This is a genomic window from Dyadobacter sp., from assembly GCF_017744695.1.
In the GTDB taxonomy this organism is placed as follows: Bacteria; Bacteroidota; Bacteroidia; order Cytophagales; family Spirosomataceae; genus Dyadobacter.
This window is the reverse complement of record NZ_JAGIAS010000001.1, coordinates 399,103-422,596: the sequence shown is the minus strand read 5'-3', so window position 1 is coordinate 422,596 and position 23,494 is coordinate 399,103. Positions and strand designations below refer to the sequence as shown.

The 23,494-nt window shown below is 52.7% G+C and carries 24 protein-coding genes; 20 read left to right on the top strand and 4 right to left on the bottom strand.

Annotated elements, in window-relative coordinates:
• Positions 1 to 5: 5 nt before the first annotated feature.
• The 20 genes from J7619_RS01555 (at position 6) to J7619_RS01460 (ending at position 19,864) form a co-directional block, all read left to right on the top strand.
• Positions 6 to 1,487: a RagB/SusD family nutrient uptake outer membrane protein gene (locus J7619_RS01555; protein ID WP_291193224.1), complete on the top strand. Its 1,482-nt coding sequence runs from the start codon at positions 6 to 8 to the stop codon at positions 1,485 to 1,487.
• A 32-nt stretch (positions 1,488 to 1,519) separates the two neighbouring features.
• The gene (locus J7619_RS01550; protein WP_291193222.1) at positions 1,520 to 2,632 is read left to right on the top strand and encodes a sialidase family protein; all 1,113 of its coding nucleotides are present in this window, start codon (positions 1,520 to 1,522) and stop codon (positions 2,630 to 2,632) included.
• A gap of 8 nt (positions 2,633 to 2,640) precedes the next feature.
• On the top strand, positions 2,641 to 3,441 hold the full coding sequence (locus J7619_RS01545) for an SGNH/GDSL hydrolase family protein (RefSeq protein WP_291193220.1): 801 nt from the start codon (positions 2,641 to 2,643) through the stop codon (positions 3,439 to 3,441).
• Positions 3,425 to 4,357, top strand: coding sequence for a succinylglutamate desuccinylase/aspartoacylase family protein (locus J7619_RS01540; RefSeq protein WP_291193218.1), 933 nt, complete (start codon positions 3,425 to 3,427; stop codon positions 4,355 to 4,357). The genes J7619_RS01545 and J7619_RS01540 overlap by 17 nt, the downstream gene beginning before the upstream one ends.
• On the top strand, positions 4,350 to 5,165 hold the full coding sequence (locus J7619_RS01535) for an SDR family NAD(P)-dependent oxidoreductase (protein WP_291193216.1): 816 nt from the start codon (positions 4,350 to 4,352) through the stop codon (positions 5,163 to 5,165). The genes J7619_RS01540 and J7619_RS01535 overlap by 8 nt, the downstream gene beginning before the upstream one ends.
• Entirely contained in the window at positions 5,162 to 6,253 is a 1,092-nt protein-coding gene (locus tag J7619_RS01530) for a pyridoxal-phosphate dependent enzyme (RefSeq protein ID WP_291193214.1), read from the top strand. The genes J7619_RS01535 and J7619_RS01530 overlap by 4 nt, the downstream gene beginning before the upstream one ends.
• The gene (locus J7619_RS01525; RefSeq protein ID WP_291193212.1) at positions 6,246 to 7,145 is read left to right on the top strand and encodes a dihydrodipicolinate synthase family protein; all 900 of its coding nucleotides are present in this window, start codon (positions 6,246 to 6,248) and stop codon (positions 7,143 to 7,145) included. The genes J7619_RS01530 and J7619_RS01525 overlap by 8 nt, the downstream gene beginning before the upstream one ends.
• A 54-nt stretch (positions 7,146 to 7,199) precedes the next feature.
• A complete protein-coding gene (locus J7619_RS01520) occupies positions 7,200 to 8,465 on the top strand; it encodes an MFS transporter (RefSeq protein WP_291193210.1) in 1,266 nt (421 codons plus the stop codon).
• Entirely contained in the window at positions 8,462 to 9,106 is a 645-nt protein-coding gene (locus J7619_RS01515) for an RraA family protein (protein WP_291193208.1), read from the top strand. The genes J7619_RS01520 and J7619_RS01515 overlap by 4 nt, the downstream gene beginning before the upstream one ends.
• Positions 9,103 to 9,483, top strand: coding sequence for a RidA family protein (locus tag J7619_RS01510; RefSeq protein WP_291193206.1), 381 nt, complete (start codon positions 9,103 to 9,105; stop codon positions 9,481 to 9,483). Before J7619_RS01515 ends, J7619_RS01510 begins: the two co-directional genes overlap by 4 nt.
• Positions 9,484 to 9,490: 7 nt before the next feature.
• On the top strand, positions 9,491 to 11,005 hold the full coding sequence (locus J7619_RS01505) for a M81 family metallopeptidase (protein WP_291193204.1): 1,515 nt from the start codon (positions 9,491 to 9,493) through the stop codon (positions 11,003 to 11,005).
• A gap of 6 nt (positions 11,006 to 11,011) precedes the next feature.
• The gene (locus J7619_RS01500) at positions 11,012 to 11,854 is read left to right on the top strand and encodes an SMP-30/gluconolactonase/LRE family protein (RefSeq protein ID WP_291193202.1); all 843 of its coding nucleotides are present in this window, start codon (positions 11,012 to 11,014) and stop codon (positions 11,852 to 11,854) included.
• Positions 11,855 to 11,886: 32 nt separating this feature from the next.
• Complete coding sequence (locus tag J7619_RS01495) at positions 11,887 to 12,918, top strand: hypothetical protein (protein ID WP_291193200.1); 1,032 nt, start codon at positions 11,887 to 11,889, stop codon at positions 12,916 to 12,918.
• A gap of 30 nt (positions 12,919 to 12,948) precedes the next feature.
• On the top strand, positions 12,949 to 13,884 hold the full coding sequence (locus J7619_RS01490) for an aldo/keto reductase (protein ID WP_291193198.1): 936 nt from the start codon (positions 12,949 to 12,951) through the stop codon (positions 13,882 to 13,884).
• Between the two features lie 4 nt (positions 13,885 to 13,888).
• Positions 13,889 to 14,683: an SDR family NAD(P)-dependent oxidoreductase gene (locus J7619_RS01485; RefSeq protein ID WP_291193196.1), complete on the top strand. Its 795-nt coding sequence runs from the start codon at positions 13,889 to 13,891 to the stop codon at positions 14,681 to 14,683.
• A gap of 163 nt (positions 14,684 to 14,846) precedes the next feature.
• On the top strand, positions 14,847 to 15,893 hold the full coding sequence (locus tag J7619_RS01480; protein ID WP_291193194.1) for a thiamine-phosphate kinase: 1,047 nt from the start codon (positions 14,847 to 14,849) through the stop codon (positions 15,891 to 15,893).
• 39 nt (positions 15,894 to 15,932) lie between these two features.
• Positions 15,933 to 16,988 (top strand): DUF3419 family protein, encoded by a 1,056-nt coding sequence (locus tag J7619_RS01475; RefSeq protein ID WP_291193192.1) that lies wholly within the window; start codon positions 15,933 to 15,935, stop codon positions 16,986 to 16,988.
• A 17-nt stretch (positions 16,989 to 17,005) separates the two neighbouring features.
• Positions 17,006 to 17,932, top strand: coding sequence for a hypothetical protein (locus J7619_RS01470; RefSeq protein WP_291193191.1), 927 nt, complete (start codon positions 17,006 to 17,008; stop codon positions 17,930 to 17,932).
• Positions 17,933 to 17,950: 18 nt separating this feature from the next.
• Complete coding sequence (locus J7619_RS01465; RefSeq protein WP_291193189.1) at positions 17,951 to 18,883, top strand: diacylglycerol kinase family protein; 933 nt, start codon at positions 17,951 to 17,953, stop codon at positions 18,881 to 18,883.
• 9 nt (positions 18,884 to 18,892) lie between these two features.
• The gene (locus tag J7619_RS01460; protein WP_291193187.1) at positions 18,893 to 19,864 is read left to right on the top strand and encodes a UbiA family prenyltransferase; all 972 of its coding nucleotides are present in this window, start codon (positions 18,893 to 18,895) and stop codon (positions 19,862 to 19,864) included.
• A gap of 106 nt (positions 19,865 to 19,970) precedes the next feature.
• Here the strand turns inward: J7619_RS01460 and J7619_RS01455 are convergent, their stop codons facing one another.
• From J7619_RS01455 to J7619_RS01440, 4 genes are all read right to left on the bottom strand, one after another.
• On the bottom strand, positions 19,971 to 20,750 hold the full coding sequence (locus J7619_RS01455; RefSeq protein WP_291193185.1) for a carboxylesterase: 780 nt from the start codon (positions 20,748 to 20,750) through the stop codon (positions 19,971 to 19,973).
• A gap of 268 nt (positions 20,751 to 21,018) precedes the next feature.
• A complete protein-coding gene (locus J7619_RS01450) occupies positions 21,019 to 22,938 on the bottom strand; it encodes a VCBS repeat-containing protein (protein ID WP_291193183.1) in 1,920 nt (639 codons plus the stop codon).
• Positions 22,939 to 22,949: 11 nt separating this feature from the next.
• Positions 22,950 to 23,237, bottom strand: coding sequence for a RagB/SusD family nutrient uptake outer membrane protein (locus J7619_RS01445; RefSeq protein ID WP_291196439.1), 288 nt, complete (start codon positions 23,235 to 23,237; stop codon positions 22,950 to 22,952).
• Positions 23,218 to 23,400 carry a hypothetical protein gene (locus tag J7619_RS01440; RefSeq protein WP_291193181.1) on the bottom strand — a complete coding sequence of 61 codons (183 nt, stop codon included), beginning with the start codon at positions 23,398 to 23,400 and terminating at the stop codon, positions 23,218 to 23,220. Before J7619_RS01440 ends, J7619_RS01445 begins: the two co-directional genes overlap by 20 nt.
• Positions 23,401 to 23,494: the final 94 nt, after the last annotated feature.

Below are 23,494 nucleotides of genomic sequence, written 5' to 3'. Positions count from 1 at the left end.
TTCAGATGAAGATGAAATATAAAATGCTGGCCTGCCTGGTACTGTTATGTGCCGGGGTGAACCAGTCCTGCACCGAAAACCTCGATGTCGCGCCTGTGAGCGTGATCACGGAGGCCTCGTACTGGAAAACGGAAAACGATGCGAATGGCGCTTTGAACGGCTTGTATGTGCTTTTGAGAAGACAGGCGTCGGAAAACCTGTACCTGTGGGGTGAAGGCCGCAGCGAGGTCATGGGACTGGGCGTGCAGGGCTCCGGTGGCCGGGAGCGCTACCACGACAACAGCCTGGACGTGACCACGGCCGGACCTAACTGGCTGGGGATGTATTATATTGTCCATCAGGCCAACCTGATCCTGAAATATGTGCCGAAAATCGCTTTCACTTCTGAGGCGAGTAAAAACAATGTTCTCGCCCAGGCGTACACCATGCGGGCATTTACCTACTTCACCATGGCCAAAACCTGGGGCGACCTGCCGTTGGTGACCGAGCCGACCGAGGGTTACGACCCGGCCTCCATTCAGAAGCCCCGCACGCCGGTGATCGAGATTTTCTCTTTTATCAAGGAGGATATTGCCCGGGCCGTCCAGCTTTTTGGTGAATCCAATGCACTCGCGCAAGGACGGCAGTTCTGGTCGAAGCCGGCTTTGAATGCCCTGAAAGCGGATGTATTTCTCTGGACCGCCAGGAGGCTCAACGGGGGCGAGGCCGATTTCAATACCGCGTTGACGGCCATTACCGAGGCCGAAAAAGCAGATGTAAGCCTGCTCCCCAAATTCGAAGACATTTTTGATTATACCAATAAAGGCAACAAGGAGATTCTGATGGCGGTACGTTTCAAAGACATCGAAGTGACTGATAACCATTATAGCCTGATGTACTTCCCGCAAGCGTTTTTACCGTCCGACCTGGATGCGGAAACCAAAGCGGCGATCGGCCTGCCCGCAGGCCAGAATTACTGGGCGCCGTCTGCGACGATCCGGAGCCAGTTTACCCCGGACGATAGCCGAAAGAAAGCCTCCTTTATCGAGGTCTACACCTCCGCTTCGGGTACCCCCAAATTTGTCGGATCGCTTGCCGTGAAGTTCAATGGTTTTGTCAACTCCGGCGTCCGGCTATTCCTTGACGACGTGATCCTCTACCGGTATGCGGACCTGCTGCTGATGAAAGCGGAAGCCAAGAATGCACTGGGGCAGGACCCGTCCGCTGAAATTAACAAGGTGCGGGAGAGGGCCTATGGCGCAGCCTATAAACAGCACGTATTTGTAAGCGGCAGCAAGCAGGCCAACGACGAGGCCATTCTTCAGGAGCGTCTTTTCGAACTCGTTTTTGAAGGAAAAAGATGGTGGGACCTGGTGCGTTTTGGCAAAGCATTCGAAAAAATCCCCTCCTTGAAGGACCGTGTCGGCAAGGATTACCTGCTGCTTTTCCCCATTTCGGAGGCTACATTAAGCCTCGAACCCCAGGTAAAACAAAACCCGGGCTACTGATCAGACCATTGCTGAATTAAACTCTTAACCTCATGAAACAATTCATTCTTACTGCTTTTGTGTCCCTGCTTGTTACATCCGGTATTTACGCCCAAAAGCCATCAGCCGGCGAGCCGCAGCTCGCATTGCAGCTCAACCCCGGCCCGGATAACCCGCGAAACAGTGAAGGGGACTTTATCACACTGAAAAACGGTGATATCCTCTTTATATACAGCCGTTACACCGGCAGTTCTACCAGCGACCACGCACCTGCCTACCTGGCCGGAAGGTTGTCCCGCGACGGTGGCAAAACATGGACATCGGCCGACAAGTTGATCGTAGAGCGGGAAGGGGACATGAATGTCATGTCGGTATCGCTCCTCCGGTTGAAAAACGGGAAAATAGCCCTGTTTTATTTGAAAAAGAATTCGGAGACCGACTGTATTCCCCAGATGAGGACTTCTGCCGACGAAGGTAAGACGTGGAGCGCTCCTGTGCCTTGCATTACCGACAAGAAGGGCTATTTCGTGCTGAACAACAGCCGGGTGATCCAGCTGCAAGATGGCCGGCTGATGATGGCTGTCGCGTTGCACCGGGCGATCGACGGCAAATGGCAGAATCAGGCCACGCTGTACAGCTACTATTCCGATGACCAGGGAGCCACCTGGAAATCGTCTCCCGCGGTGCCTAACAATTCTCAGATTATCACCCAGGAGCCGGGGCTGATCGAGTTGAAGGACGGCCGGATCATGATGTTCATTCGTGCCAGTGGTGGTGTGCAGCAATTGTCCTATTCGTCCGACCGGGGTGCCAGCTGGTCGCATATCGAGGCTAGCAACATCGCTTCGCCACTGTCGCCGGCTTCTATCAAAAGGATTCCCGGCACGTCGGACCTGCTACTGGTATGGAATAACAACGACGGGAGCCAACCCCAGACGAAAGATAAGCGCACGCCGCTGACGGTGGCTATTTCCAAGGACGATGGTAAAACCTGGGTCAACACCCGGAACATCGAAGCCGACCCCGACGGCTGGTACTGTTACATCGCAATCCATTTCACCAAAAACGATGTGTTGCTGGGGTATTGCGCCGGAAGTCAGGCAAAGAAAACGCATTTGTCGGTGACCAATGTGAAGCGGTTTTCGCAAAAATGGTTGTACCAATAAGCGGCCACATGAAAGAGGGTCATCATCGCTCACGAAGATTTTTTCTCCTGCGTGCGCTCGCTGGTGCGTTCGCGGGAGCGCTGCCCGGATGGGCGAACGCCCGTGCCAGCAGGAAAGCATGCTCGGCAGAAGAGGATCTGGAAAAAATAGCGGCTTTGCTGAGTGGCAAAACACGTGGTGTCTGGGTTTTTACCGGCGACAGCATTACCCAGGGTGCCAAGCATACCCACGGGCATCGGAGCTATCCCGAAATTTTCGCGGAGCGCCTCCGGTGGGAGCTGGCGCGGGTAGGTGACATCGTAGTCAATACCGGCATGAGCGGGCATACCACCCGTCATATTCTGAATGACATGGATTGGCGCGTGGGACAATTCCGGCCGGGGGTGGTATCGGTTATGCTGGGGACCAACGATTGCGCCCGTAATCAGGTAACGCTGGCGGATTTTGAAACCAATCTAACAGCAATAGTAGCCCAGATTCGGGCGATGAATGCCGTGCCGATCCTGCATACGCCCAACCCGATTATCGCCGAAAAGGCACCCGAACGCGCATCGCTTGCCGAATATGTGGCAGTGATCAGAAAGGTGGCCGGGCGCGAAAATGTAATCCTGGCGGATCATCATGCCGAATGGAATTCGGAGATCGCGGGCCGGTCTGCGGAAACAGTTCATCGCGAGTGGCTGAATGACCCGTTGCATCCCAATCACACCGGGCACCAGCGCCTTGCCGTAACGCTTTTTAAAACGCTGAATATTTTTGACGAAGTCCAACCCACCTGTGGGGGAGCATACTATGAAGGAGAGCACTGAAAATGTACTGACCACTGTTATCGCCGCGAAACAGCAGGGCCCCGCCGTGCTGATTTCCGCGGGCGTGCATGGTGACGAATACGAGCCTATGGCGGCGGCGGCCAGGCTTGCTGCAATTTTACCGACGATGCTCATGCGCGGCCAGGTCACCGTGGTTACGGTCGTAAATCCCGACGCTTACACGAACGGGACACGGCAGGGGAGCGACGGGCTGGATTTGGCCCGCGTTTGCCCGGGTAGCCGCAACGGGTCGGTGTCCGAAGCCTATGCCGCCCGGATCAGTACAATGATAGAACAGGCTGATTATTACGTGGATATGCACACCGGAGGGTTGACCTACGAGATCCATCCATTGGCAGGATATATGCTGCATCCTGATGAACATGTGCTGGATGTGCAGCGGCAAATGGCCCGCTGCTTCGATATGCTGTTGATCTGGGGCACCGATTACCGGCCGCAGGGACGAACGTTGTCGGTCGCACGGGATGCAAACGTTCCGGCCATTTACCTCGAATTTGGCGGTGGAACCGGGTTTCGCCAGCAAGTGGTCGATACCTATGTGGCGGGGATGATCAATCTGCTCAGGTTTTTGGGGATGGTGGATGGAGAGGTAAGCCGGTTTTCCGAGCCGTATTGGCTGGAAGATCACCGCGCCGACAGCGGTTACCTTCAGGGGAAAATGCCTTCGCCTGCCGGCGGAATACTGATGAGTGAAGTGGCATTGGGGGAAATGGTTAGTACAGGCCAATGCTTTGGGCACATCTTTGATCCGATGTCCGGTGCCAGTCATCCGGTTTATGCCGACGTCGGGGGAGTTGTCTTTCTCAAAAGGGCTATCGTGAAAGTGGCATCCGGCGACGCGCTGGGGGGCATTCTGCCCATTACGCAAAGAAGAAAACATACGATTTATGAATAGAAACCAGGTGGTTTTGATTACCGGGGCAGCCGGTGGGATTGGTCGCGCGACAGCCAGCGCATTTGCCTCGGCAGGCTGCAAGCTCGTGTTGACCGACATGGATCCGTCGCGATTGTCAGCACTGGAAGAGGAGTTGAAGACAGCGCATAATCAACCAGTTTTATCGCTTGCGGGCGATTTGGGCGAAACCGGTTTTTGGGATGAGCTCATAGGCTATGCTTTTGCAAAATGGGGGACCGTGGATGTCCTGGTGAATAACGCAGCCTGGCGGACGATCGAAACAATGCGGACGATCCCGGTCGAGACCTGGGAGAAAACGATGCGGATCTGCCTCACCGCGCCGGCGTTCCTCTCTCGCACGGTGGCGATGCGGATGGAGGCATTGAAACGACCGGCTGTGATTGTGAACGTGTCGAGTATGATGGCCGACCGGCCTGCCGGCACCTCCCCGGCCTACATTGCCTCCAAGGGCGCGCTCAACAGCCTGACCGCCGAGCTGGCGGTCACTTACGGGCGCAGCGGGATCAGGGTGGTAGGGGTAAGCCCGGGTTATGTGGAGACTGCATTGAGCCATGATTACCGCGATGCCGGTGGCGATGACGTAAGCGCACGTTTGATTGACGCGGTCAATGACAGCGTGCCGCTGGGACGGGGCGCGAGCCCTGAGGAAATTGCTGCGGCAATATGCTGGCTGAGCTCAGAAGGGGCCTCCTATATTACCGGAACGACGTTGGTCGTCGACGGCGGTTTTAAGCCCAATTTCAGCGGGTATAGTGTAAAACGGAATCAATTCCCCGATCAATTTTGAAAAACATCTGGAGACATAATACGCTATTGCCGCAGGTAGCAGCGGAAAACCGGGTTTTGCTCGGTGAAGCCGAAACCCCTTTGGTGCGTTCGCGAAGTATCGGGGCCGCTCTGGGCCTGGATGCATTGTATTTCAAACTGGAAAACCTTAATCCGACCGGTTCGTACAAGGACCGGTTTGCGGCTGTGCTCGTTTCGGAGATGAATATGCGCGGACAAAAAGTGTGCATTGCGACATCGAGTGGGAACACCGGTGCCGCGCTCAGTGCCTACTGTGCGGCCGCGGGTATCCGCTGCGTGATCGTCGCGGTGGACGGGGCGCCGGTTCAGAAGGTAAGACAAATGCAGCTTTACGGCGCGGAGGTTGTGATGGTGAAAAACTTTGGCAAAGATCCGGAGACTACCACCTTCGTTTTTGACCAACTGGAAGCGCTTTGCCGCTTGCATCACCTTCCTCTCCCGATTAGTGCCTACCGGTATTGTCCGTCCGCGATGAGCGGAGTCGAAACGATCGTCGCGGAGATAGCCGAAGTACTGCCTGCTGATGTGCAGCTTTTTGTGCCCGCCGGCGGCGGAGGGCTTACGCTGGCGGTCTGCCGCGGAGCAGAGCAGGTTGGCACGGGCTTCGCGGTGCATTGTGTGCAGCCGGAAGGGAATGATACGATCGTGAGCGCGTTGCGAAACGGTGACGCCGCGGCAGTACCGGTGAAGGCGTCCACAACTGCCGTCAGCGGGTTGCAGGTTGCCAGCGTTATCGACGGGGATGCGGTAATCGGGCATTGCCGGCGGTCGGGCGGCAATGGGCATCGTGTCAGCGACGAGCAGGTGTTTGGCTGGCAACGGGCATTGGCACAAAAAGAGGGCATTTTTTGCGAACCAGCCGGGGCAGTGGCGGTGGCAGGGTTGGAAAATGCCCTCAGACAAAATGAAGTGGACAAAAGCCGCCCGGTGGTGTGCCTGATAACCGGCAGCGGCTTTAAAGATATGAACGCTGTGGACCAGCGTTTTCAACTCCCTCCGACGGACACGATGCCGTCACATCAATGGATAAAAACAATTCAAATTCTTTTTAATCAAGATTATGCGTGAGCAAAGTTCTATTTTCCAGGGCCTGTGGCCGGCGCTTTTTACACCGGTGAATCCGGACGGAAGCCTTAACCCGAAGGAGCTCGAAAAGCTCGTCGAATTGTTGATCGCCCAAAAGGTGGACGGATTGTATCTGCTGGGCTCGACAGGGCAGGGTTTCCTTTTTTCAGAAGAGGAACGCAAACAGATTACGCGGCTGACGTTGGAAATAGCCGGAAAACGTATTCCGGTGATGGTGCAGGTGGGTGCCCTCAATACGGAAGAATCCATCCGCCTGGCACGGCACGCCGCCGAACATGGCGCCGACGGTATTTCGGCTGTCGGCCCGATCTACTATGGCGCTTCGGCGGACATGGCCTTCGAGCATTACCGGCGTATCGCGCAAGCTACCGACGTGCCCTTTTTTCCTTACCAGATCGGTAATGCGGCCAATATGCAGGTGATCGACCGGCTTCTGACATTGCCGCAGGTACATGGGATGAAACTGACAACCGACAAGATGCTGGAAATCAGCACCATTAAAAACAGGGCAGGAGAGCAATGGAAATTGTTCAGCGGGGCCGACGAGCTGATGTGCCAGGCGGCGCTTTGTGGTACCGTGGGGGCGATCGGCACGAGTTACAACCTGTTCGGCCCAACCTGCAAATACATCAGAGAGTCGTTCTTGGCCGGAGAGACTATGCATGCGATGGAATATATGCTGACTTTTCAGAAGTTTATCGAGACCATCATTCCGGTCATCTGGTCCTTTTTCAATCGAGCCCTGTATTTACGCTACAACATCGTCATTGGCGAACCCAAGCCGCCGCTGCTGGCCAAGCCTCTTCCATGGACCGACGAGCAGATCGTCGAGATGATGGAGGAAATAGAGAGTTTCTATACGCCTGTCAGCTAAATCATTACGGGCTTCGCCAGTTTACCAAAAATACCCTGCAAACCCACGGTACACATGAAGATCGCAAAACCCTTTCCGGAAGACAAGCCGGCTTTGTATGCCTGGCTGGTGGTTGGTATGCTCTGCCTGGTAGGTTGTCTGAACTACCTCGACAGAATGATGATCACCACCATGCGCAGCTCGATTGTGGCAGCGATTCCGATGTCGGAGACCCAGTTCGGGCTGCTTACCTCTGTTTTCCTCTGGGTATATGGCCTGCTTAGTCCTGTTGCGGGCTTTCTGGCCGATCGTTTCAGCCGGAGCAGGGTAATCATCGTCAGCTTGCTGGTGTGGTCGTTGGTTACCTGGCTCACCTCGCAGGCCGTCACTTTCGAACAATTGCTTGCGACGAGGGCGTTGATGGGTATCAGCGAGGCGTGCTACATTCCCGCCGCGCTGGCCCTGATCATGGATTATCACCCGGAAAAGACCAAATCGCTGGCCACGGGTATCCATATGGGTGGTGTAATGTTTGGCCAGAGCCTGGGTTTTATCGGCGGTTGGCTTGCGGAAAACCATTCCTGGAATTTTGCATTCAAGGTCTTCGGCGGTTTTGGCATCGTTTACGCAATACTGCTGGCGCTTACGTTGCGTGATCCTCAAATAACCGCTCAGAAATCAGACATGGGCCCGGATAGACCCTCGGGTTTTGCAGGAACGATCGGCAAGCTGCTCAGGACACGGTCGTATCTGTTTGCGATCCTGTACTGGGGATTGATCAGCATTGTCGGCTGGCTAGTAGTGGCATGGCTGCCGACCTACTTTAAGGAGCATTTCGCCTTGTCGCAAAGCATGGCAGGGGTGTATTCGACGGGGTATTTTCACACTGCATCGCTAACGGGCGTGTTGCTGGGCGGTTTTCTGGCCGACAGGTGGAGCAGGCATAATCCCCGCGCGCGCGTGCTGGTGCCCCTTTACGGTCTGCTGATCGGCGCCCCGGCTATTTTTCTGGCCAGTAATACGGCCGTACTGTCGGTGGCGATTGGCTGTTTCATGTTGTATGCGCTCACTCGCACTTTTACGGATGCGAACATGATGCCTATCCTGAGCACGATCGTCGATGCACGCTACCGGGCGACGGCGTACGGCATTCTCAATATGTTCAGCTGCATTGTGGGCGGGTTGGGGATTTACGCGGGAGGAATGCTGCGCGATGCCGATGTAGCCCTGTCAGCCATGTTCAAGGTTGCGGCGGGTATGATGCTGGTGTGCGCGGTGGTTTTAAGATATATCAGGACAGACCCCGTTGAAAATCAGGTATTAAATCAAATTGAAAAATGAATCTTGAAGAATTGAAAGACAAATTGTACGTGGCTGTGCTGGCCGACGTGCTCGACCAGCTGGGATTTACCCGGCAGGCTACCCGGACGCCTTTTTTCGCCTATACCGGTACCGAAAAGCTGATGGGCCGTTGCAAGACCACACTGTGGGCAGATATGTACCATCAGGATCCTCATCCATATGAGCTCGAATTGCAGGCGGTCGATTCGTGCCGGCCCGGCGATGTACTGATCTGCGCGGCCGGCGGTTCCAACCGGTCGGGTATCTGGGGCGAACTGCTTTCCACTGCGGCGCGCAATGCCGGTTGCGTGGGAGTAATCGTCCACGGTTCGGTACGTGACATTGGCAAAATGACCACCATGGGATTCCCCGTGTTTGCGACCGGTAAAAACCCTTACGACAGCCAAAACCGCCAGAAGGTCGTTGATCTGGATGTGGTCGTGGAGGTCGACGGGGTGAAATTTGCGCCTGGCGATCTGGTCATGGCCGATCAGGACGGGATTGTGGTAGTACCGCAGCACGTGGAAGCACAGGTGCTGGCAGCAGCGCTCGAAAAGGTTTCTGCGGAGAATGTCACCCGCGATGCGATCAGGGACGGAATGAAGGCAGTAGAAGCATATCAGAAATTTGGGGTATTATGAAAACGAAACACGTGGTTACCGGGCCGGTCCCGCAGAGCCATTTACCTTTTTCTCCGGGGATCGTCTCGGGTGAATATCTTTTCGTGTCAGGTCAGGCGAGCGTCGACGATCAGGGCCAGATCGTCAACGACACTTTTGAGGGCGAATGCCGCAGATCCTTTGACAACCTGAAAAGGATCGTCGAGGCGGCGGGAGCAACCCTTGGCGATGCCGTACAGGTGAGAAATTACGTCGGCCGGCAGCAGGACCTGGCCAGTTTTAATGCCATTTACCGGGAATACTTCCGGGAGCCGTTCCCCGCACGCACAACCCTGATAGGCTGCCTGGGGGACCTGCTCAAATTTGAAGTAGATGCCGTCATTTATTTAGGTAAATAACCCGATTATGCGTGAATCAGCGCCAAAGAAGCTTGATTTTCAACCCGCTCCCCGGCGTGTGGGATTGCTGGGGATCTATCATGAAACCAATACGTTTATCGAATCCGCTACGACCCTGGCCGATTTTCAAAACGGGTATTGGCTGGAATCGGGCCGGATCAGGGAAGAATACCAGGGGGCCAACCACGAGATCAGCGGATTGATCGAGGTAATAGACAGCGCCCCGGATATGGAACTGGTCCCGATATTCTATGCAATGGCCACACCGGGAGGACTGATCACAAAGGATTGCTATGAACAATTGCTGGATCGCATGATGCAGCTTGTGGACGAGGCAGGACGGCTGGATGCCTGCCTGGTCGCGCCGCATGGCGCTGGTGTGGCCGAGGCATACCCCGATATGGACGGGCATTGGTTATCGGTGCTGAGAGAGAAACTGGGAGACGAGGTACCGGTCATCGGCACGCTGGACCCTCATGCCAATGTAAGCCAGGCGATGGTCGATGCGACCAATGGCCTGATCGCCTATGCTACCAACCCTCATGTGGATCAGAAACAGACCGGCATTGCGGCTGCCCGGCTGCTGGTCGGCACCTTGCGGGGAGAAATTTCACCGGTACAGCTGTTGGCTAAACCGCCCGTGGCCATCAGTATCGAACAGCAGTTTACTTCAAATGAGCCTTGCCTGGGGCTTTATGCGCTTGCGCAAGCGTTGAAACAGCGTTTCGGGCTGGTTTCGGTAAGCGTGTTATTGGGCTTTCCCTATGCGGATGTATATGAAATGGGATCGGGATTCATCGCGATCGCGGATCGCTCGCATTCACCGGTTGCCGCCGATCAGGCACAGGAAGCTGCATCGATGCTTTCGGACTTTTTATGGAATCAAAAACAGGCATTCAACGGCAGGAAATCGGGCATACAGGCCGTATTGGCAGGTTTCGAACAGTACCCGCAACCTGCATTGCTGCTGGATATGGGTGACAACATCGGAGGAGGAGCGCCCGGCAACAGCACATTGATCCTCGAACAACTGGAAACAGGCGGATTTTCGGGCTTTTTTATTTGCCTGCACGATCCGGAAAGCGTTGCGCAATGCCGGGAAGCGGAGGCCGGAACGGTTATCTCTCTTGCACTGGGTGGAAAAAACGGTTTTCAAACCAGCGTTGAAGTACGTGCGTTGTCCGACGGGCGCTTTAAGGAGGATGCCCCGCGGCATGGCGGGTTTGTTCATTACGATATGGGCCCTACGGCGGTGGTAATTACCCTGAACGGCAACACGGTGATGCTTACCACCAGGCGCACTCCGCCGTACAGCCTGCGGCAGCTAACGGCTTTGGGCCTGGATCCGAATGCTTTCCGGGGGATCGTGGCCAAGGGCGTCAATGCACCCATTGCTGCGTACAGCGATGTCTGCCCGTCGATTATTCAGGTCGATACGCCCGGGGTAACACAGGCCGATATGACCCTTTTTGCATACCAAAACCGAAAGGTACCCCTGTTCCCTTTTGAAGAACATGTCTGACATCCTATGAACCTTCACAGCACGACGGTAAAACTGCTGGATCTGCCTTTCTACACCGAGGGACCTTGTGTGGACGACGCCGGGAATTTGTTTTTTACGACATTGAGCGGCGGCCAGGTCTGGCGGATGCGGCCGGGGGAAGCCCCGGTAATATGGGCCGAAGCCGTTTGCCCGAATGGCCAGCTTATCATGGCAAAGGGCTCGCATTGGGTGTGCGATAGTGCGGAGGGCGGCATTGTCCAATTTGATCATACAGGCAGTCGGACCGGAGAGCTGCTCAGCCGGCAATGCTCCGGGCTTACCGTTCATTGCCCGAATGACCTGATTGAAGATCGTTACGGCAATGTGTTTTTTACCGATTCCGTACGAGAGAGCGGCCGGGTTTTCAAACTGGGAAAAGACGGGGCACAGCAATGCATAGCTGGCGGCCTGGATTATCCGAATGGACTTGCATTGTCGCCGGATCATTCGCTGCTGTATGTCGCGGAAAGTTATCAGAACAGGATACTGGCCATTCCCCTGAATGAAAAACAGCTTTCACCGGCATGGGTTTGGGCGAAGCTGCCTCGACATCGCTCGGGCAGGCCGGTCGATAATCTGCCCGACGGGCTGGCAACCGATGCGCAGGGGCGTGTATGGGTGGCCCATTATGGCATGCAGGCCATTCAGGTGCTTTCGCCTGAGGGAAGGTTGCTGGCAAGTCTGGATACGGCGCTACCTCTTACCAGTAACTTGTGTTTTGTTTCCGATCACCGGCATCGGAAATCGGTTTTGATTACCGGTGGCTATGCGGAACCCGGGCCGGGAGCCGTGCTGATGATGACTGTCGATTTTGAAGGTGCGCTATGATGGCTTTTATGAAATATTTCTCAATTGTTGTAATGATGATGGTAGTTGAAGCGGCTGTTGCACAAACCGCATTGAAATGGAATGCATTGCCCGATTTGCCCGACGAGCGCGGGTTTGCGGGCATGTACGCGGGTGTGAGCCATGGCGCGCTGCTCTGTATGGGCGGTGCGAATTTTCCTGACGGTTACCCGTGGGAGGGAGGCATCAAGAAATGGTACGACGGGATTTACCTGCTCCAACAAGGCGGTAGCTGGAAAAAGCTGCCGCAGAAAATGGAAACCGCTGCCGGCTATGGCGTTTCGGTTTCCTATCACGAGCAGGTAATTCTGATCGGGGGCAGTAATGCCCGCGAGCATTTGAGCCGGGTGATCGGCTATGAATGGGACGGGCGCGCCCTGGTGCAGCATCAGTATCCTTCACTGCCTTTTTCCCTGGCTAATATGTCCGGCACAGTGCTCGACGATCTTTTGATCGTGGTCGGAGGAAATGTTTCACCCACAGGTCCGGGACTGAATAAATGCCTGCTGCTCGACTTGCGGGATATGGAAAGCGGCTGGACCGAAATGGAGGCCTGGCCCGGACCAGCGCGTATTTTCCCCGTTTGCGCGACATTCGACGGTGCTTTTTATATGTTCAGCGGCGAGGCGACGGCGGTTAACTCCAAAGGAAATCCGTACAGGCTGATTCATCAGGACGGTTACCGGCTGAGCATTCAGCATGCAGTCGGAGGGCGAAGCGCGCATTGGGAGAAACTGGCGGCAATGCCAAGGGGCATGTCGGCCGGCGGCGCGGTGCTGCCGGTGATACAGGGCGACCGGTTTTTGTTCTGGGGAGGAGTTGATGCGGTTACGGCGCAATACAAGACGCCATCCTCGCATCCCGGGATCACCAACGACCTGTTGTACTACTTTCCCGACACCGATTCCTGGGAGTTTGCGGGGCGGCAGCAGCATATTCCGGCCCGTGTTACGCTGCCGGTGGTGCATTGGCAAAACCAGTGGTTTTATATAAGCGGGGAGATCAAACCCGGTATCAGAACTCCCGCTATTACGGGGGTTTATTAACAGCTTATTGATTTTCGGAAGAATTGATTGATGAAGACAGTCACATTTAAAGGATACCGGTTTTCCCAGCTCACGTTGGGGACCGTTCAGTTAGGGATGCCTTACGGGATATCCAACTCGCAAGGGATGCCCGGCGACCGCGACGCCCTGGACATATTGCGTACGGCAGTGGACGCAGGGATTACCACTTTCGACACCGCGCGGCAATATGGCGCTTCCGAGGCTGTGTTAGGCCGTTTTTCAGCCACCTGCGAGGGGGCGGATCTGAATATGGTTTCCAAGTTCAAGATCGCGCCGCAGGATGCCGGCGCATTGGAGCGGGCCTGGAAATCGGTAGAAGCTAGCGTCAGGACGTCAATCGAATGCCTGGGAATCCGGAAGCTGCCGGTTTGTCTGCTGCACAAAGGAGAGGAATCCATGGACGCGGTGGCAGGAATATTGCCGGTGATCATTTCGCGGCTCAGGGAGCAGGAGTTGATCGATATAGGCGGTGTATCGGTGTATGAACCGGCGGATGTCGCATTTTGTCTGTCGGAGCCACTTGTGGAAGCGGTACAGGTACCGGTCAGCATCTTCGATCAGCGATTGGTCGTTTCGGGGGCATTGCAGCGTCTTGCCCAGGCGCAGAAGCTGGTTTTTGCGCGGAGCGTGTTCCTGCAAGGATTGTTTTTTATGGATCCCGGGCAGATTAATGGTAATCTAAAACCAGCCATCCCTTTTTTGAAACAGCTTCATGCTTTTGCCAGGGAATATCCGGGCGATGTCGCGGGCCTGGCGTTTTCTTACGTCAGGGACCTGCCGGGGATCGACAGCATTGTGGTGGGGGCGGTTACTCCGGCGCAGCTGGCCGGGAATGTAAAGTTGCTCGGCGCTCCGGAGATCCCTGCATCGCTCAGAAACGAATTTACTCAGGTGTTTACAGCCATCTCCGACGAAATTCTCACGCCGGGAAGATGGAAAATTTAATCAGATGATGAACCAGTTATTTAGTTTGACGGGCAAAGTGGCGATCGTCACGGGAGGGGCAGGTTTTTTTGGTACACCCATATCCACCGCCCTCGCGGAAGCAGGCGCTCAGGTAGTCATTGCCTCGCGCAACGTGCACACATGCGAAAGCCTGGCGTCCGGGTTGTCCGCCCGGGGCCTTCTCGCCACCGCCATGCCCGTAGACCTGGAAGAAGAGTCCTCGATCCGGGCACTTGTTAAAAATGTCCTGGACATGTTCGGACGTATAGATATTCTCGTCAACAACGCCGTTTCGCGACAGGGATTTCAGAACCTGGAAGACATAGAGGTTGCCGGCTGGGAAGCAGCCCAGCGCGTTAATGCGACCGGGCTTATGCTCATGACCCGAGCGGTTATCGACCCCATGAAGGCGGCAGGCAAAGGAAGTATAATCAATATCGGGTCGATCCAGGGCGCGGTAGGGCCGCATTTCCCTGTTTACGGACAGACAGGAATGACGAGTCCGGTCAATTATACCTACGACAAATGGGGAATGGTGGGTTTCACCAAATGGCTGGCCAATTTTTACGGCAGATACAACATCCGGGCCAATTGCATCAGTCCGGGGGGATACGGGCCCGGCGTGGCACAGCTGGAAGGGAAGGAGGAATTTATTGAAAACTACAAACGACTCACCCCGTTGGGACGGTTCGCCGACGATGCGGATATTAAAGGGCCGGTGGTATTTATGGCTTCGGATGCGTCGGCATTCATCACCGGACAAAACCTGCTGGTCGACGGCGGCTGGACAAGCTGGTAGCCGACGGCTAAGTAGCTGACCGCACAGTCTGTGGGAAAAGTTACAGGCCATTTTGTGAAAAATAGTACCATGAATAAGCAGGAAAGTAGCAGCGATCCTTTTTTTACACAATACCTTTATAGCTCCTTCGAATACAATCAGCGGGTAAGTGTAAATATTGCATATGGGTACAGACAATAACAAGGAAGTGGCTATGATTCGCAGGATTGCCGGAAATTTTACCAGGCACCCGTTTCAGGTGAATCAATTGATGGAGGCCGACGCAGAAATCATCCCATATCACGGCGAATACCTTGTGCTGAAAACCGATGGCGTCCACGAAGAGATCAAAACAAAGCTTTATGAGGATCCTGCCCTGATCGGGTGGATGGCCGTGACGGCACCCGTAAGCGACATTGCCGCAGTGGGGGCCGTTCCCGAAGGTATTTTGCTGTCACTACAACTACCACAGAATGAAAACGAGGACTGGCTGGCAAAATTTCAGGAAGGAATCAACCATGCTTGCCGCCACTACAATATTTACGTACTTGGCGGTGATACCAACTTTTCTGACTCTGTTTCAATCAGCGCTACTGTGGTTGGGCACATTAAATCAGGAAGGCCTTTGCTCCGCACCGGCATGAAACCGGGCGATTGCCTGTATGCCACATCATTGCTGGGTGCCGGCAATGCATTTGCCTATTCCCGGTTTTTCAACCAGGCACTTGAAATCGGGTTCCGTCCGGCAGCCAGATTAGTCGAGAGCAAGGTCATACGGAGGTACGCGACATCATGCATAGACACGAGCGATGGGTTGTTTCCCGCGTTGGCGGTTTTATCGGAGGTGAATATAGTAGGGTTCGATCTGCAAACCCCTCTGATAAAATTGTTGTCGGAAGAGGCCATATCGGTGCATCGCCACGCTGAGTTACCCGAATGGATGCTGCTGGCCGGTCCGCATGGCGAGTACGAATTACTCTTCACAGTCGCCGGCGAAAAGCAACAGGACTTTGAAATTGAATGTAAATCCGAAGGTTGGAACCCGGTTTATCTGGGCAAAGTCGTGGATACTCCCCATATTGATTTCCTGTCAGGCCCTATGAAAGTACGGTGCCATCCATCCGGGGTTGCGAATTTGTTTTACGAATCAAACGGCGATATTTTCGCTTATTTGGAGTCGCTGATGCAACAGCACAAAAACTGGGTTGTAGAATTTAATCAGGCACCATGACCCCTTCGCAACTAAATCGTCCAACGATAGACCTCTGACATGCTGTACTATTCTCACGTCAACGAAGACAGCCGGGTGGAGCGAAATCTGTTGCAGGCGACGAATAGCCGTACGGTTGTCGTCGTCGCCGGCAGCGGAGAGAGAGTGCTGGCATTATTGGACAACGAATCCGTCAAAGACGTGCATATCGTTGACGTGAATGAAGAAGCACTGTTCCTCTTGCAGTTAAAGCTAGGCGCATTGAAAATGCTCAGCGCTGAAAACTACCTCCGGTTTTGCGGACACGACGAGGCAAAAGCGGATGAGCGAAAAAAATGGTTTAAGAACGTAGAAAATGTGCTTTCTCCTGCCTGCCGGAAATATTGGCAAGACAATCTTTTGTCCATTGAAAAAGGGATCGTCAACACCGGCCATTTTGAAAAATTCCTTCATCGGGTGAGGCCTTCGATCAACCTCATGCTGGGCAAAAGCTTCCAACGCAGTTTTACAGGCAATAGCACCTCCGCAACTTTCCCGAGAAAACGATGGCATATTTTGCTCCGTATTTTCTCATTTCGCTTCATATACAGATTATGGGGAAATAAAGACATCGCATTTGTCAGTCCCGACGCCGTGGTGAAACAAATTCCTTCGGCATTAAATGAGGTGGTAGAAGAAGGAGCGCTGCATTCGTGTTTTATGACCCATTTGATTTTTAAGGGACATATGAGAGAAATGCTTTTGACAGATCTTCCGCCATCGCTTCAAAAAGCGGTGCTGGAAAAAATAAAATCTAGAATGGCGTCATCTTCTTTATCCATTCACTACCATCATGCTGATGTGTCAGGTTTTATCCATTCCCATAAAGGCACATTGGAAGAACCGGTATTCTACTCCTTGTCGGATATACTGAGCTTTGAGAACAGCGACTATTTGAAACAAGTATCAGAACAGGTGAAAGTGCAGGAACACACCCTTACATGGCGTACTTTTCTACGCAACAGGATTGATAAAGAGGGGTTAAGCTCTTTTTTGGATCGCAATAATATCGAGAACCATTCCATGGAAGAAAGCACAAAAATGTATCAGGTATTCTCCTCCCGAAATAAAGTATGAGCAACGCTGTATATGATATGATTGGCTATTCGGAGGAACTGAACGATCCTCTTTTGCAATTTGAGAAAGAGATTGTGCAAGGCGGGCAAATTCAGTTGGAGATTATCAAACAACATTTTTTAGATCGCGCTTCCGTTTTTGAAAATTTTCAGGCATTTATTGCGGTCGATTCGCAAAAGCATATCATCGGTACTTCGATTGGTGCGCAAACGACAATTGAAATTAACGGAGAACAGATACAGGCGGGTTTTGGCTTTGATGCGAAAGTGTCTCCGCATCAACGGAATAAGGGGCTTGGGAGAGGCCTTGCAAAGGAAGTGTATAAGCAGTACTTTATTCCAAATGGCATGTCCCGAAACTACATGACTGCCAAGCTAAGCAATGCGGCTGTCTTAAAAATGATTTCAGGAATGTTATCCAATGTATGGGTTTATGATTTTACTTATCTCACCATTCCGACATCGGCGAGAATGAAACCCCGATACATTCCCGGATCAGGTTCTGATAACTTCGGTGTTCGATTATTCGACCAGCAACATGTTGATCCTGATTACTATACAATTTTCGGAAACGGCCTTGGAGCTTTCCATTCCCATAAAATGTATCGGTTAAAAATTAAGAAGGTAAAACTCGCTTATAAGGTGGGGATTGGGTTCCTGCGGAAATATTACGCTTCGAGATATCAGAGTACGCCGAAGGAGGGAGAAATAATGTCGTTCTCAACGCTCTACAATCATAGCACCGACAACCTGGCAGGCATTAACCTGGTTTTGGAAGTGCTTGAAAAGCAACGTATCGGTTTTCTGATGGTATGCTGCAAAAAGCAAGGTGCGGTTTATCGGATGTTGAAAAACATTTCCATCAATAGCTACGACTACAACCTCGTGACGGATTTCCCTTTGAAAGGAAGTGACTGTGTGAATATAGATGTCAGGTGTTTGTAAACCCATTAACCCCAATCAATGAACGCGCCTATATTTATCATCGTTAATCCGCATTGCCATCAGGGAGCAGGGTGGAAAAGATGGGAACGCATCCGCGATCAGGTAATGGATCGGCTACCTGCTGCAAAGGAAATAATCGCCGAAAATACCGATGAACTTGGTTTACAATTAGCCGGTATTTTTAACACAAATGAAGAGGCCTGCTTTGTGTCCGCGGGTGGCGATGGTAGTATTCACTTGATCGCCAATGCTATTTTGCGGCAAAAGGAACCGCTTAAATATATGCTTGGCGCTGTCGGGCTTGGGTCAAGCAACGATTTTTTGAAACCTTTTCAATCCTTTGTCCAAAACGTGCCGGTGCGCATCAACACCAACGCGTACATTGTTCAGGACGTCGGCGAAGTAAGCTACATCAACAAGAATGGGGTAAAACAAAAAGAATATTTTATTATCAATGCCAGCATTGGCGTAACCGCCGAGGGTAACGCGAATTTTAACAACCCGGGAAAAGTGCTCCAATGGTTAAAAAGAACCCATACCGGCAGCGCCATCACTTACGCGGCGCTGACAACCATATTCGCATACCGGAACAAACCTGTAACGATCCGATTTAATGGAGAGGGAACAGAAATGAATGTTTCGAATATTAATATATTGAAAATTCCATTTGTTTCAGGAAGCCTGCATTATAAGCAAAATATCCTGCCCGACGATGGGTTGCTGGGCCTGAATATTTGCCGGGATATGAAAAGAATGGAGCTTATACAAACATTAATGCAGTTAGAAAAAGGGAAGTTTACACCGGGCGTAAAAAGGATATCTGCGCTTGCCGAAAACATTCACATACTTTCCACTATCCCGATTGTATTTGAATGCGATGGAGAGACTACGGAGTCAACGGATATAGAAATCATCGTCAGGCGGCAAGCGATCAAAATACTCAAAGCATGAACAACTGTAATGAAACATTCATCTAACAAGTACTATCCCATATTTTCAAGGCTGTTTTGTAATGCCTATTTTATTCATATGCGGCCCTACTTGCTGTTTGTTTCCGGAGCGGCGGGAGCGATGGGAATAGCAATGGGTAAAGCAGTCGGAGCACCTGAATGGAAATGCTGGCTTGCTTTTGCGCCGTTTTTCCTTGGATACGGCTTTGGTCAGGCCCTGACAGATTGCTTTCAAACCGACACCGACAAGCTATCCGCCCCTTATCGCCCCTTGTCGCAGGAAATCATTTCCATCAAGTCCGTGCTGATTGTGAGCATTTCCGGTCTGCTGGCCTCGGGTCTTATATTGCTGTGGCTGCATCCGCTCAGTTTTGCACTCAGTATTGTCGCAGTGCTTGGTCTGGCTACCTATTCTTTCGTGAAAAAACACTTTTGGTTCGGCGGTCCGTTTTACAATGCATGGATCGTAATGTTGCTACCTGTAATGGGTTATTTCATCGCGCAACCCAAAGATGAATGGCACTTTCCGATTGATAACTACGGTTATATTTTCATTACTTTTTTCAGTTATGCCAATTTCGTGCTGATCGGATATTTGAAGGACATCGAGGCTGATCAGGCTACCAACTATAAAACTTTTCCGGTTGTTTTAGGCTGGAACAGGACAGTATTCACCGGCGATATTTTTGCGCTTGTTACGCTCCTTTTATTCTGGCAACAAACAGAACTCAATGTGTGGTCGTTAGCCTTTGGACTTGCCGGCAGTATGGTTATTGTGACCGGGCAGGTAATCGCTCACCAGGCCAGGGAGAAAAACGAGCGCGGAGCAATGGTGCCTATCGCGTCAACTGTGAGAGGCTTTATTTTACTGCACCTCGCCGTTATTCTCCACTTTCAGCCTGATTGGTTTTGGTTTGCATTGATTTTCTATTCATTGTTTGAATGGGCTCTTTACAGGCGGCCTTCAAAATATCAAATTTGATTGCTCCGGGGTATGAGGCATCTCCCGCAGAAGTACTACCGCCCGACATTTTACCTGGACGTATATCAATTAGCGTATTAGATTGATTTTCAGGTCTGTACTGCCGCTAGTTTTGGTCAATCCAGTGGTTGACGTAGGTTGCCACCTGCTGCCAGTTTTTGTCGCCGCAAATAAAGTGGCCGCGGTTTTCAAAAACTTTAAATTCCCTTTTGCTACCCTTATCGTTATACGCTTTAAAGTTCTTCTCATTGAGACTTTTGGGAATGATGTGGTCTTTCTCTCCGGCTATGAACAGCAGCGGCACGTGTGGTTTGTCAAAGTTTATTTTTGCAAAGCTTTTGGTGGTACCTCGCGGGATATTCCTGCTTTCGGGCACAACCAACTCATCAAAGGCTTTGTCGGACTCTTCCCTGGACAAAGTGTTGCCAAAGGTGTAGTGAAACCATTTTTTTGTAGGGAAAAAGACAGAATCGCCTTTGAAGGGATTCAATACTGGTAGATTGGATTTAAGAAAGCTCCATTGGGTGGGGATGATTCCGGCAGGAGCTGCGCCATCAATGCAAACTCCGGCAGCCGCCTTTCCCATTTCCACCAGTTTCTGAACCGAAAGCCCACCCAGCGAATGGCCGATGACAATGGGTTTTTCGGGCAGCGTGTCGATAAAACCAGCCAGTTTTTCAACTACGTCTTCGAAGGTCACATTGCCCAGTCCCTCGGGCGTATTTTCCCACATTTGCTGCGGAGTGCCGTCGTGGCAGGGATTTGCGGGAGCGTAGCAGGTGTAGCCTTTGGCCTGAAAAAAAGTTACCCAGTCGGCCCAGCTCTTAGCCGTTACGAATAGCCCGTGGGCAAAAACGATTGTTTTGGATGCGATCTGACCGTTCATATGCTTTGCTGATTTTTTGTTTCGGGTCAAAACTAAACCGAATGCCTGACGAATATCTTAACCCAAGTTAAGATCGAAAACTTCAACCAAAAATTCGCAAAATTTTACAACGTTTATTGGCGGGTCGGATCGTCGTCACCGGCAAAGAACGTGACGCGACCCGGCCTTTGAATTGCCCGTCATTTTTTCGCGTACTCTTAATGCGATGGAACGTCAGGAAATTGGCATCGTGGTTGTTCAACATTTTCATCATCTGGTTAAAACTGATTTATCTTTTGAGGTAATAGAAATGACCATCCTCTGCGCCCACCAGCAGATCAGGTTGCCCGTTTTTGTCCCAGTCCACAGTAGTGGGGCTGGTGTCGTGGCCGGCCAGGCGCAGTTCCGAAAGCGGTCCTTTGCCCCGGAACGTCACTTTGCCGTCCTTTTCACCGATATTTTCATACAAGTCGACATTCCGGCTGTCGATAAGCATATCCAGGTCGCCGTCCTTATCCCAGTCGGTTAGCGTAAATTTCCGGCGCCCGCTGCCGCCATTGTCTTTCTTGTTGAGGCGTAGCGGTTCTCCGTTTTCATCCACAAAAATGCGCTTGCCGGGACGAAGCATCAGCCCTTTGTTTCCTTTGAACCGCTCGTGCCACACCAGGTAACCTTCCGGGTCGAGCAGGACAAGGTCGGTGAGGCCATCCTTGTTCCAGTCGATCGCATACGGTGTCGTGCGCCATTGGGTAGCGAGTTCATTTTCGGAGGGTGTCCACCATATCCATTTAGGTTTCGGAGCGGCGCCAGTCCAGGCTACTTCCACCGGCCGGGCAGGGTCCAGCAACGGCGCTCCCTTTTTGCCGCGGTTGCGGAACCATTGCACTTTACCCCAAATGGAATTGACGATGATGTCCTTTAACCCATCTCCGTCCCAATCCGCTATGGACAAGGTCGTATAGCCCCATTTGGCCTCGCAGGGGCCCTGGATCGACCCGTTGTCTCCTGCCTGAATGCGTATGACTTCGTTCCCGGCTTTGAGCAAACGTGGTGCGGCGAAATCGGGCCTGGCGCCGCCTCCCTTGTTTTCGATGAAGCTGATGTAGCCGGCCGAATTGCCGGTGACAATGTCCTCGTCGCCATCGTCGTCCCAATCCACACCGACCGGCGTGGCCAATGCGCCTGACTTAATGGAGCCTCCGCGCTGCTGGAAATAGTAAGGCGATTCGAAAAGCGGCATATTCCCCTTCTTCTTCCCCGTATTCCGGATCAACGCCACGCGGCCATCCTCATCGCCGCAAACCAGATCGACGTGGCCGTCGCGGTCCCAGTCGACGGCCACCGGGATGATCATTTCCAGGTCCATCCGGATATCTCCGCTTGCATTGGCCAGCCGTTGCCCACGGGCATACACCGGCTTTTTAGCGGAGCCGATGTTCTCGAACCAGGTAAATTTATCAAGGAACTCGCCACAGATCAGGTCCAGGTCGCCATCGCCGTCGAAATCGGCAAAATTGGGGGAGGGCGGGCCGTATACATCCAGGATTTCGCCGCCAGCCTTCAAACGGCCCCGGTTTTTGTACTCTCCGTTGCTGTTTTCGATCAGGTACACGTAGCCGTGAAGCGGGCCATTCGTCCATTTGCCCTGGGAGTCGAACGCATTGTCCCAACCATATTCCAGCCAGTCGTCGATGCCCGCGACCAGGTCCTGGTCGCCATCTGCGTCATAATCGACCCATTTCCATTGTACAAAGCGCGGTTTCTTTTTGAAATCGGTATGCAGCGAATCCGGTGCATAAACAGGCTGCCGGGTGGCACCTTTGCTTTGCAGGAAATCCGTGAGCTCGGCACCCTGGTCCAGTACCCGGGGCTGGCCATTTACATACGATACCTGCGGGTGCTTCAGGCCGGCAGCTACGCGCGCAGGTGCTTCGAATACGGGTACTTTCTTACCTGATTTGTTTTCAAAAAAATAGAGTCCGTTGTAAGGCACATCGGGACATGATACCAGCAGGTCCATATCGCCGTCGCCATCATAGTCCATGGGCAATGGCCAGGCCCAGAGCCCGGCACCGAGATCGGCTGCCGTACCGGAGTTTTGATAATCCAGCCTGACCAGCTCGCCCGTCGGTTCGGACGGCCCTTCTTGTGCCGACCGGAATGCGGGTAATGCAAACAGAAAAAACAGAGCTAATATGCATGATTTCATAGGTATACCTTTTATTCCCAGGCGGGATTTTGTTTCAGGTTTTTGGCATTGTCGATGGGCGTCTGCGGAATGGGCCATTGGTAATCTTTGGAAGCGTCGAACCGACGGGTGTGAATGATCCGCAAGGGTAATACACCGGGCACTTCAATACTGACTACTTCCTTATTCAGCACTTTTTCAGCTGTTTTCCATCGGAGAATGTCAAAGTAACGAAGTCCTTCACCGGCCATTTCTACGCGCCGCTCGTTGCGGATGGCTTCGCGGAGTTTGTCCCGGGTATCATAGCGCTTCCGGTCGATGGCCGGTATTCCGGCCCGTTTCGACCATCAGCCAGCGATTTTCAGGACTTGATTCGGGATCGGCAATGTCGTTTCCCGGCAGTTCGTCCAGCGGAGCATATGCCGGAAGCTCCTTCCGGAGCGCATTGCGAAGACTACGATACAGGTAAAACTTGACTTGCACTTCGGCATTCAGGTGCGCACGGTAAGGTCCAGATATTCACGAAACCATCCTGAATGTAATCCTTGAGCAGGTCCACGTCATGGCAAATGCTGCA

What these genes read in the sequence shown, in the direction of transcription:
- J7619_RS01555 (WP_291193224.1), top strand. Translation starts at nt 6, where the DNA reads ATGAAGATGAAATATAAAATGCTGGCCTGCCTGGTACTGTTATGTGCC.
- J7619_RS01550 (WP_291193222.1), top strand. Translation starts at nt 1,520, where the DNA reads ATGAAACAATTCATTCTTACTGCTTTTGTGTCCCTGCTTGTTACATCC.
- J7619_RS01545 (WP_291193220.1), top strand. Translation starts at nt 2,641, where the DNA reads ATGAAAGAGGGTCATCATCGCTCACGAAGATTTTTTCTCCTGCGTGCG.
- J7619_RS01540 (WP_291193218.1), top strand. Translation starts at nt 3,425, where the DNA reads ATGAAGGAGAGCACTGAAAATGTACTGACCACTGTTATCGCCGCGAAA.
- J7619_RS01535 (WP_291193216.1), top strand. Translation starts at nt 4,350, where the DNA reads ATGAATAGAAACCAGGTGGTTTTGATTACCGGGGCAGCCGGTGGGATT.
- J7619_RS01525 (WP_291193212.1), top strand. Translation starts at nt 6,246, where the DNA reads ATGCGTGAGCAAAGTTCTATTTTCCAGGGCCTGTGGCCGGCGCTTTTT.
- J7619_RS01520 (WP_291193210.1), top strand. Translation starts at nt 7,200, where the DNA reads ATGAAGATCGCAAAACCCTTTCCGGAAGACAAGCCGGCTTTGTATGCC.
- J7619_RS01515 (WP_291193208.1), top strand. Translation starts at nt 8,462, where the DNA reads ATGAATCTTGAAGAATTGAAAGACAAATTGTACGTGGCTGTGCTGGCC.
- J7619_RS01510 (WP_291193206.1), top strand. Translation starts at nt 9,103, where the DNA reads ATGAAAACGAAACACGTGGTTACCGGGCCGGTCCCGCAGAGCCATTTA.
- J7619_RS01505 (WP_291193204.1), top strand. Translation starts at nt 9,491, where the DNA reads ATGCGTGAATCAGCGCCAAAGAAGCTTGATTTTCAACCCGCTCCCCGG.
- J7619_RS01500 (WP_291193202.1), top strand. Translation starts at nt 11,012, where the DNA reads ATGAACCTTCACAGCACGACGGTAAAACTGCTGGATCTGCCTTTCTAC.
- J7619_RS01495 (WP_291193200.1), top strand. Translation starts at nt 11,887, where the DNA reads ATGATGATGGTAGTTGAAGCGGCTGTTGCACAAACCGCATTGAAATGG.
- J7619_RS01490 (WP_291193198.1), top strand. Translation starts at nt 12,949, where the DNA reads ATGAAGACAGTCACATTTAAAGGATACCGGTTTTCCCAGCTCACGTTG.
- J7619_RS01485 (WP_291193196.1), top strand. Translation starts at nt 13,889, where the DNA reads ATGATGAACCAGTTATTTAGTTTGACGGGCAAAGTGGCGATCGTCACG.
- J7619_RS01480 (WP_291193194.1), top strand. Translation starts at nt 14,847, where the DNA reads ATGGGTACAGACAATAACAAGGAAGTGGCTATGATTCGCAGGATTGCC.
- J7619_RS01475 (WP_291193192.1), top strand. Translation starts at nt 15,933, where the DNA reads ATGCTGTACTATTCTCACGTCAACGAAGACAGCCGGGTGGAGCGAAAT.
- J7619_RS01470 (WP_291193191.1), top strand. Translation starts at nt 17,006, where the DNA reads ATGATTGGCTATTCGGAGGAACTGAACGATCCTCTTTTGCAATTTGAG.
- J7619_RS01465 (WP_291193189.1), top strand. Translation starts at nt 17,951, where the DNA reads ATGAACGCGCCTATATTTATCATCGTTAATCCGCATTGCCATCAGGGA.
- J7619_RS01460 (WP_291193187.1), top strand. Translation starts at nt 18,893, where the DNA reads ATGAAACATTCATCTAACAAGTACTATCCCATATTTTCAAGGCTGTTT.
- J7619_RS01455 (WP_291193185.1), bottom strand. Translation starts at nt 20,750, where the DNA reads ATGAACGGTCAGATCGCATCCAAAACAATCGTTTTTGCCCACGGGCTA.
- J7619_RS01450 (WP_291193183.1), bottom strand. Translation starts at nt 22,938, where the DNA reads ATGAAATCATGCATATTAGCTCTGTTTTTTCTGTTTGCATTACCCGCA.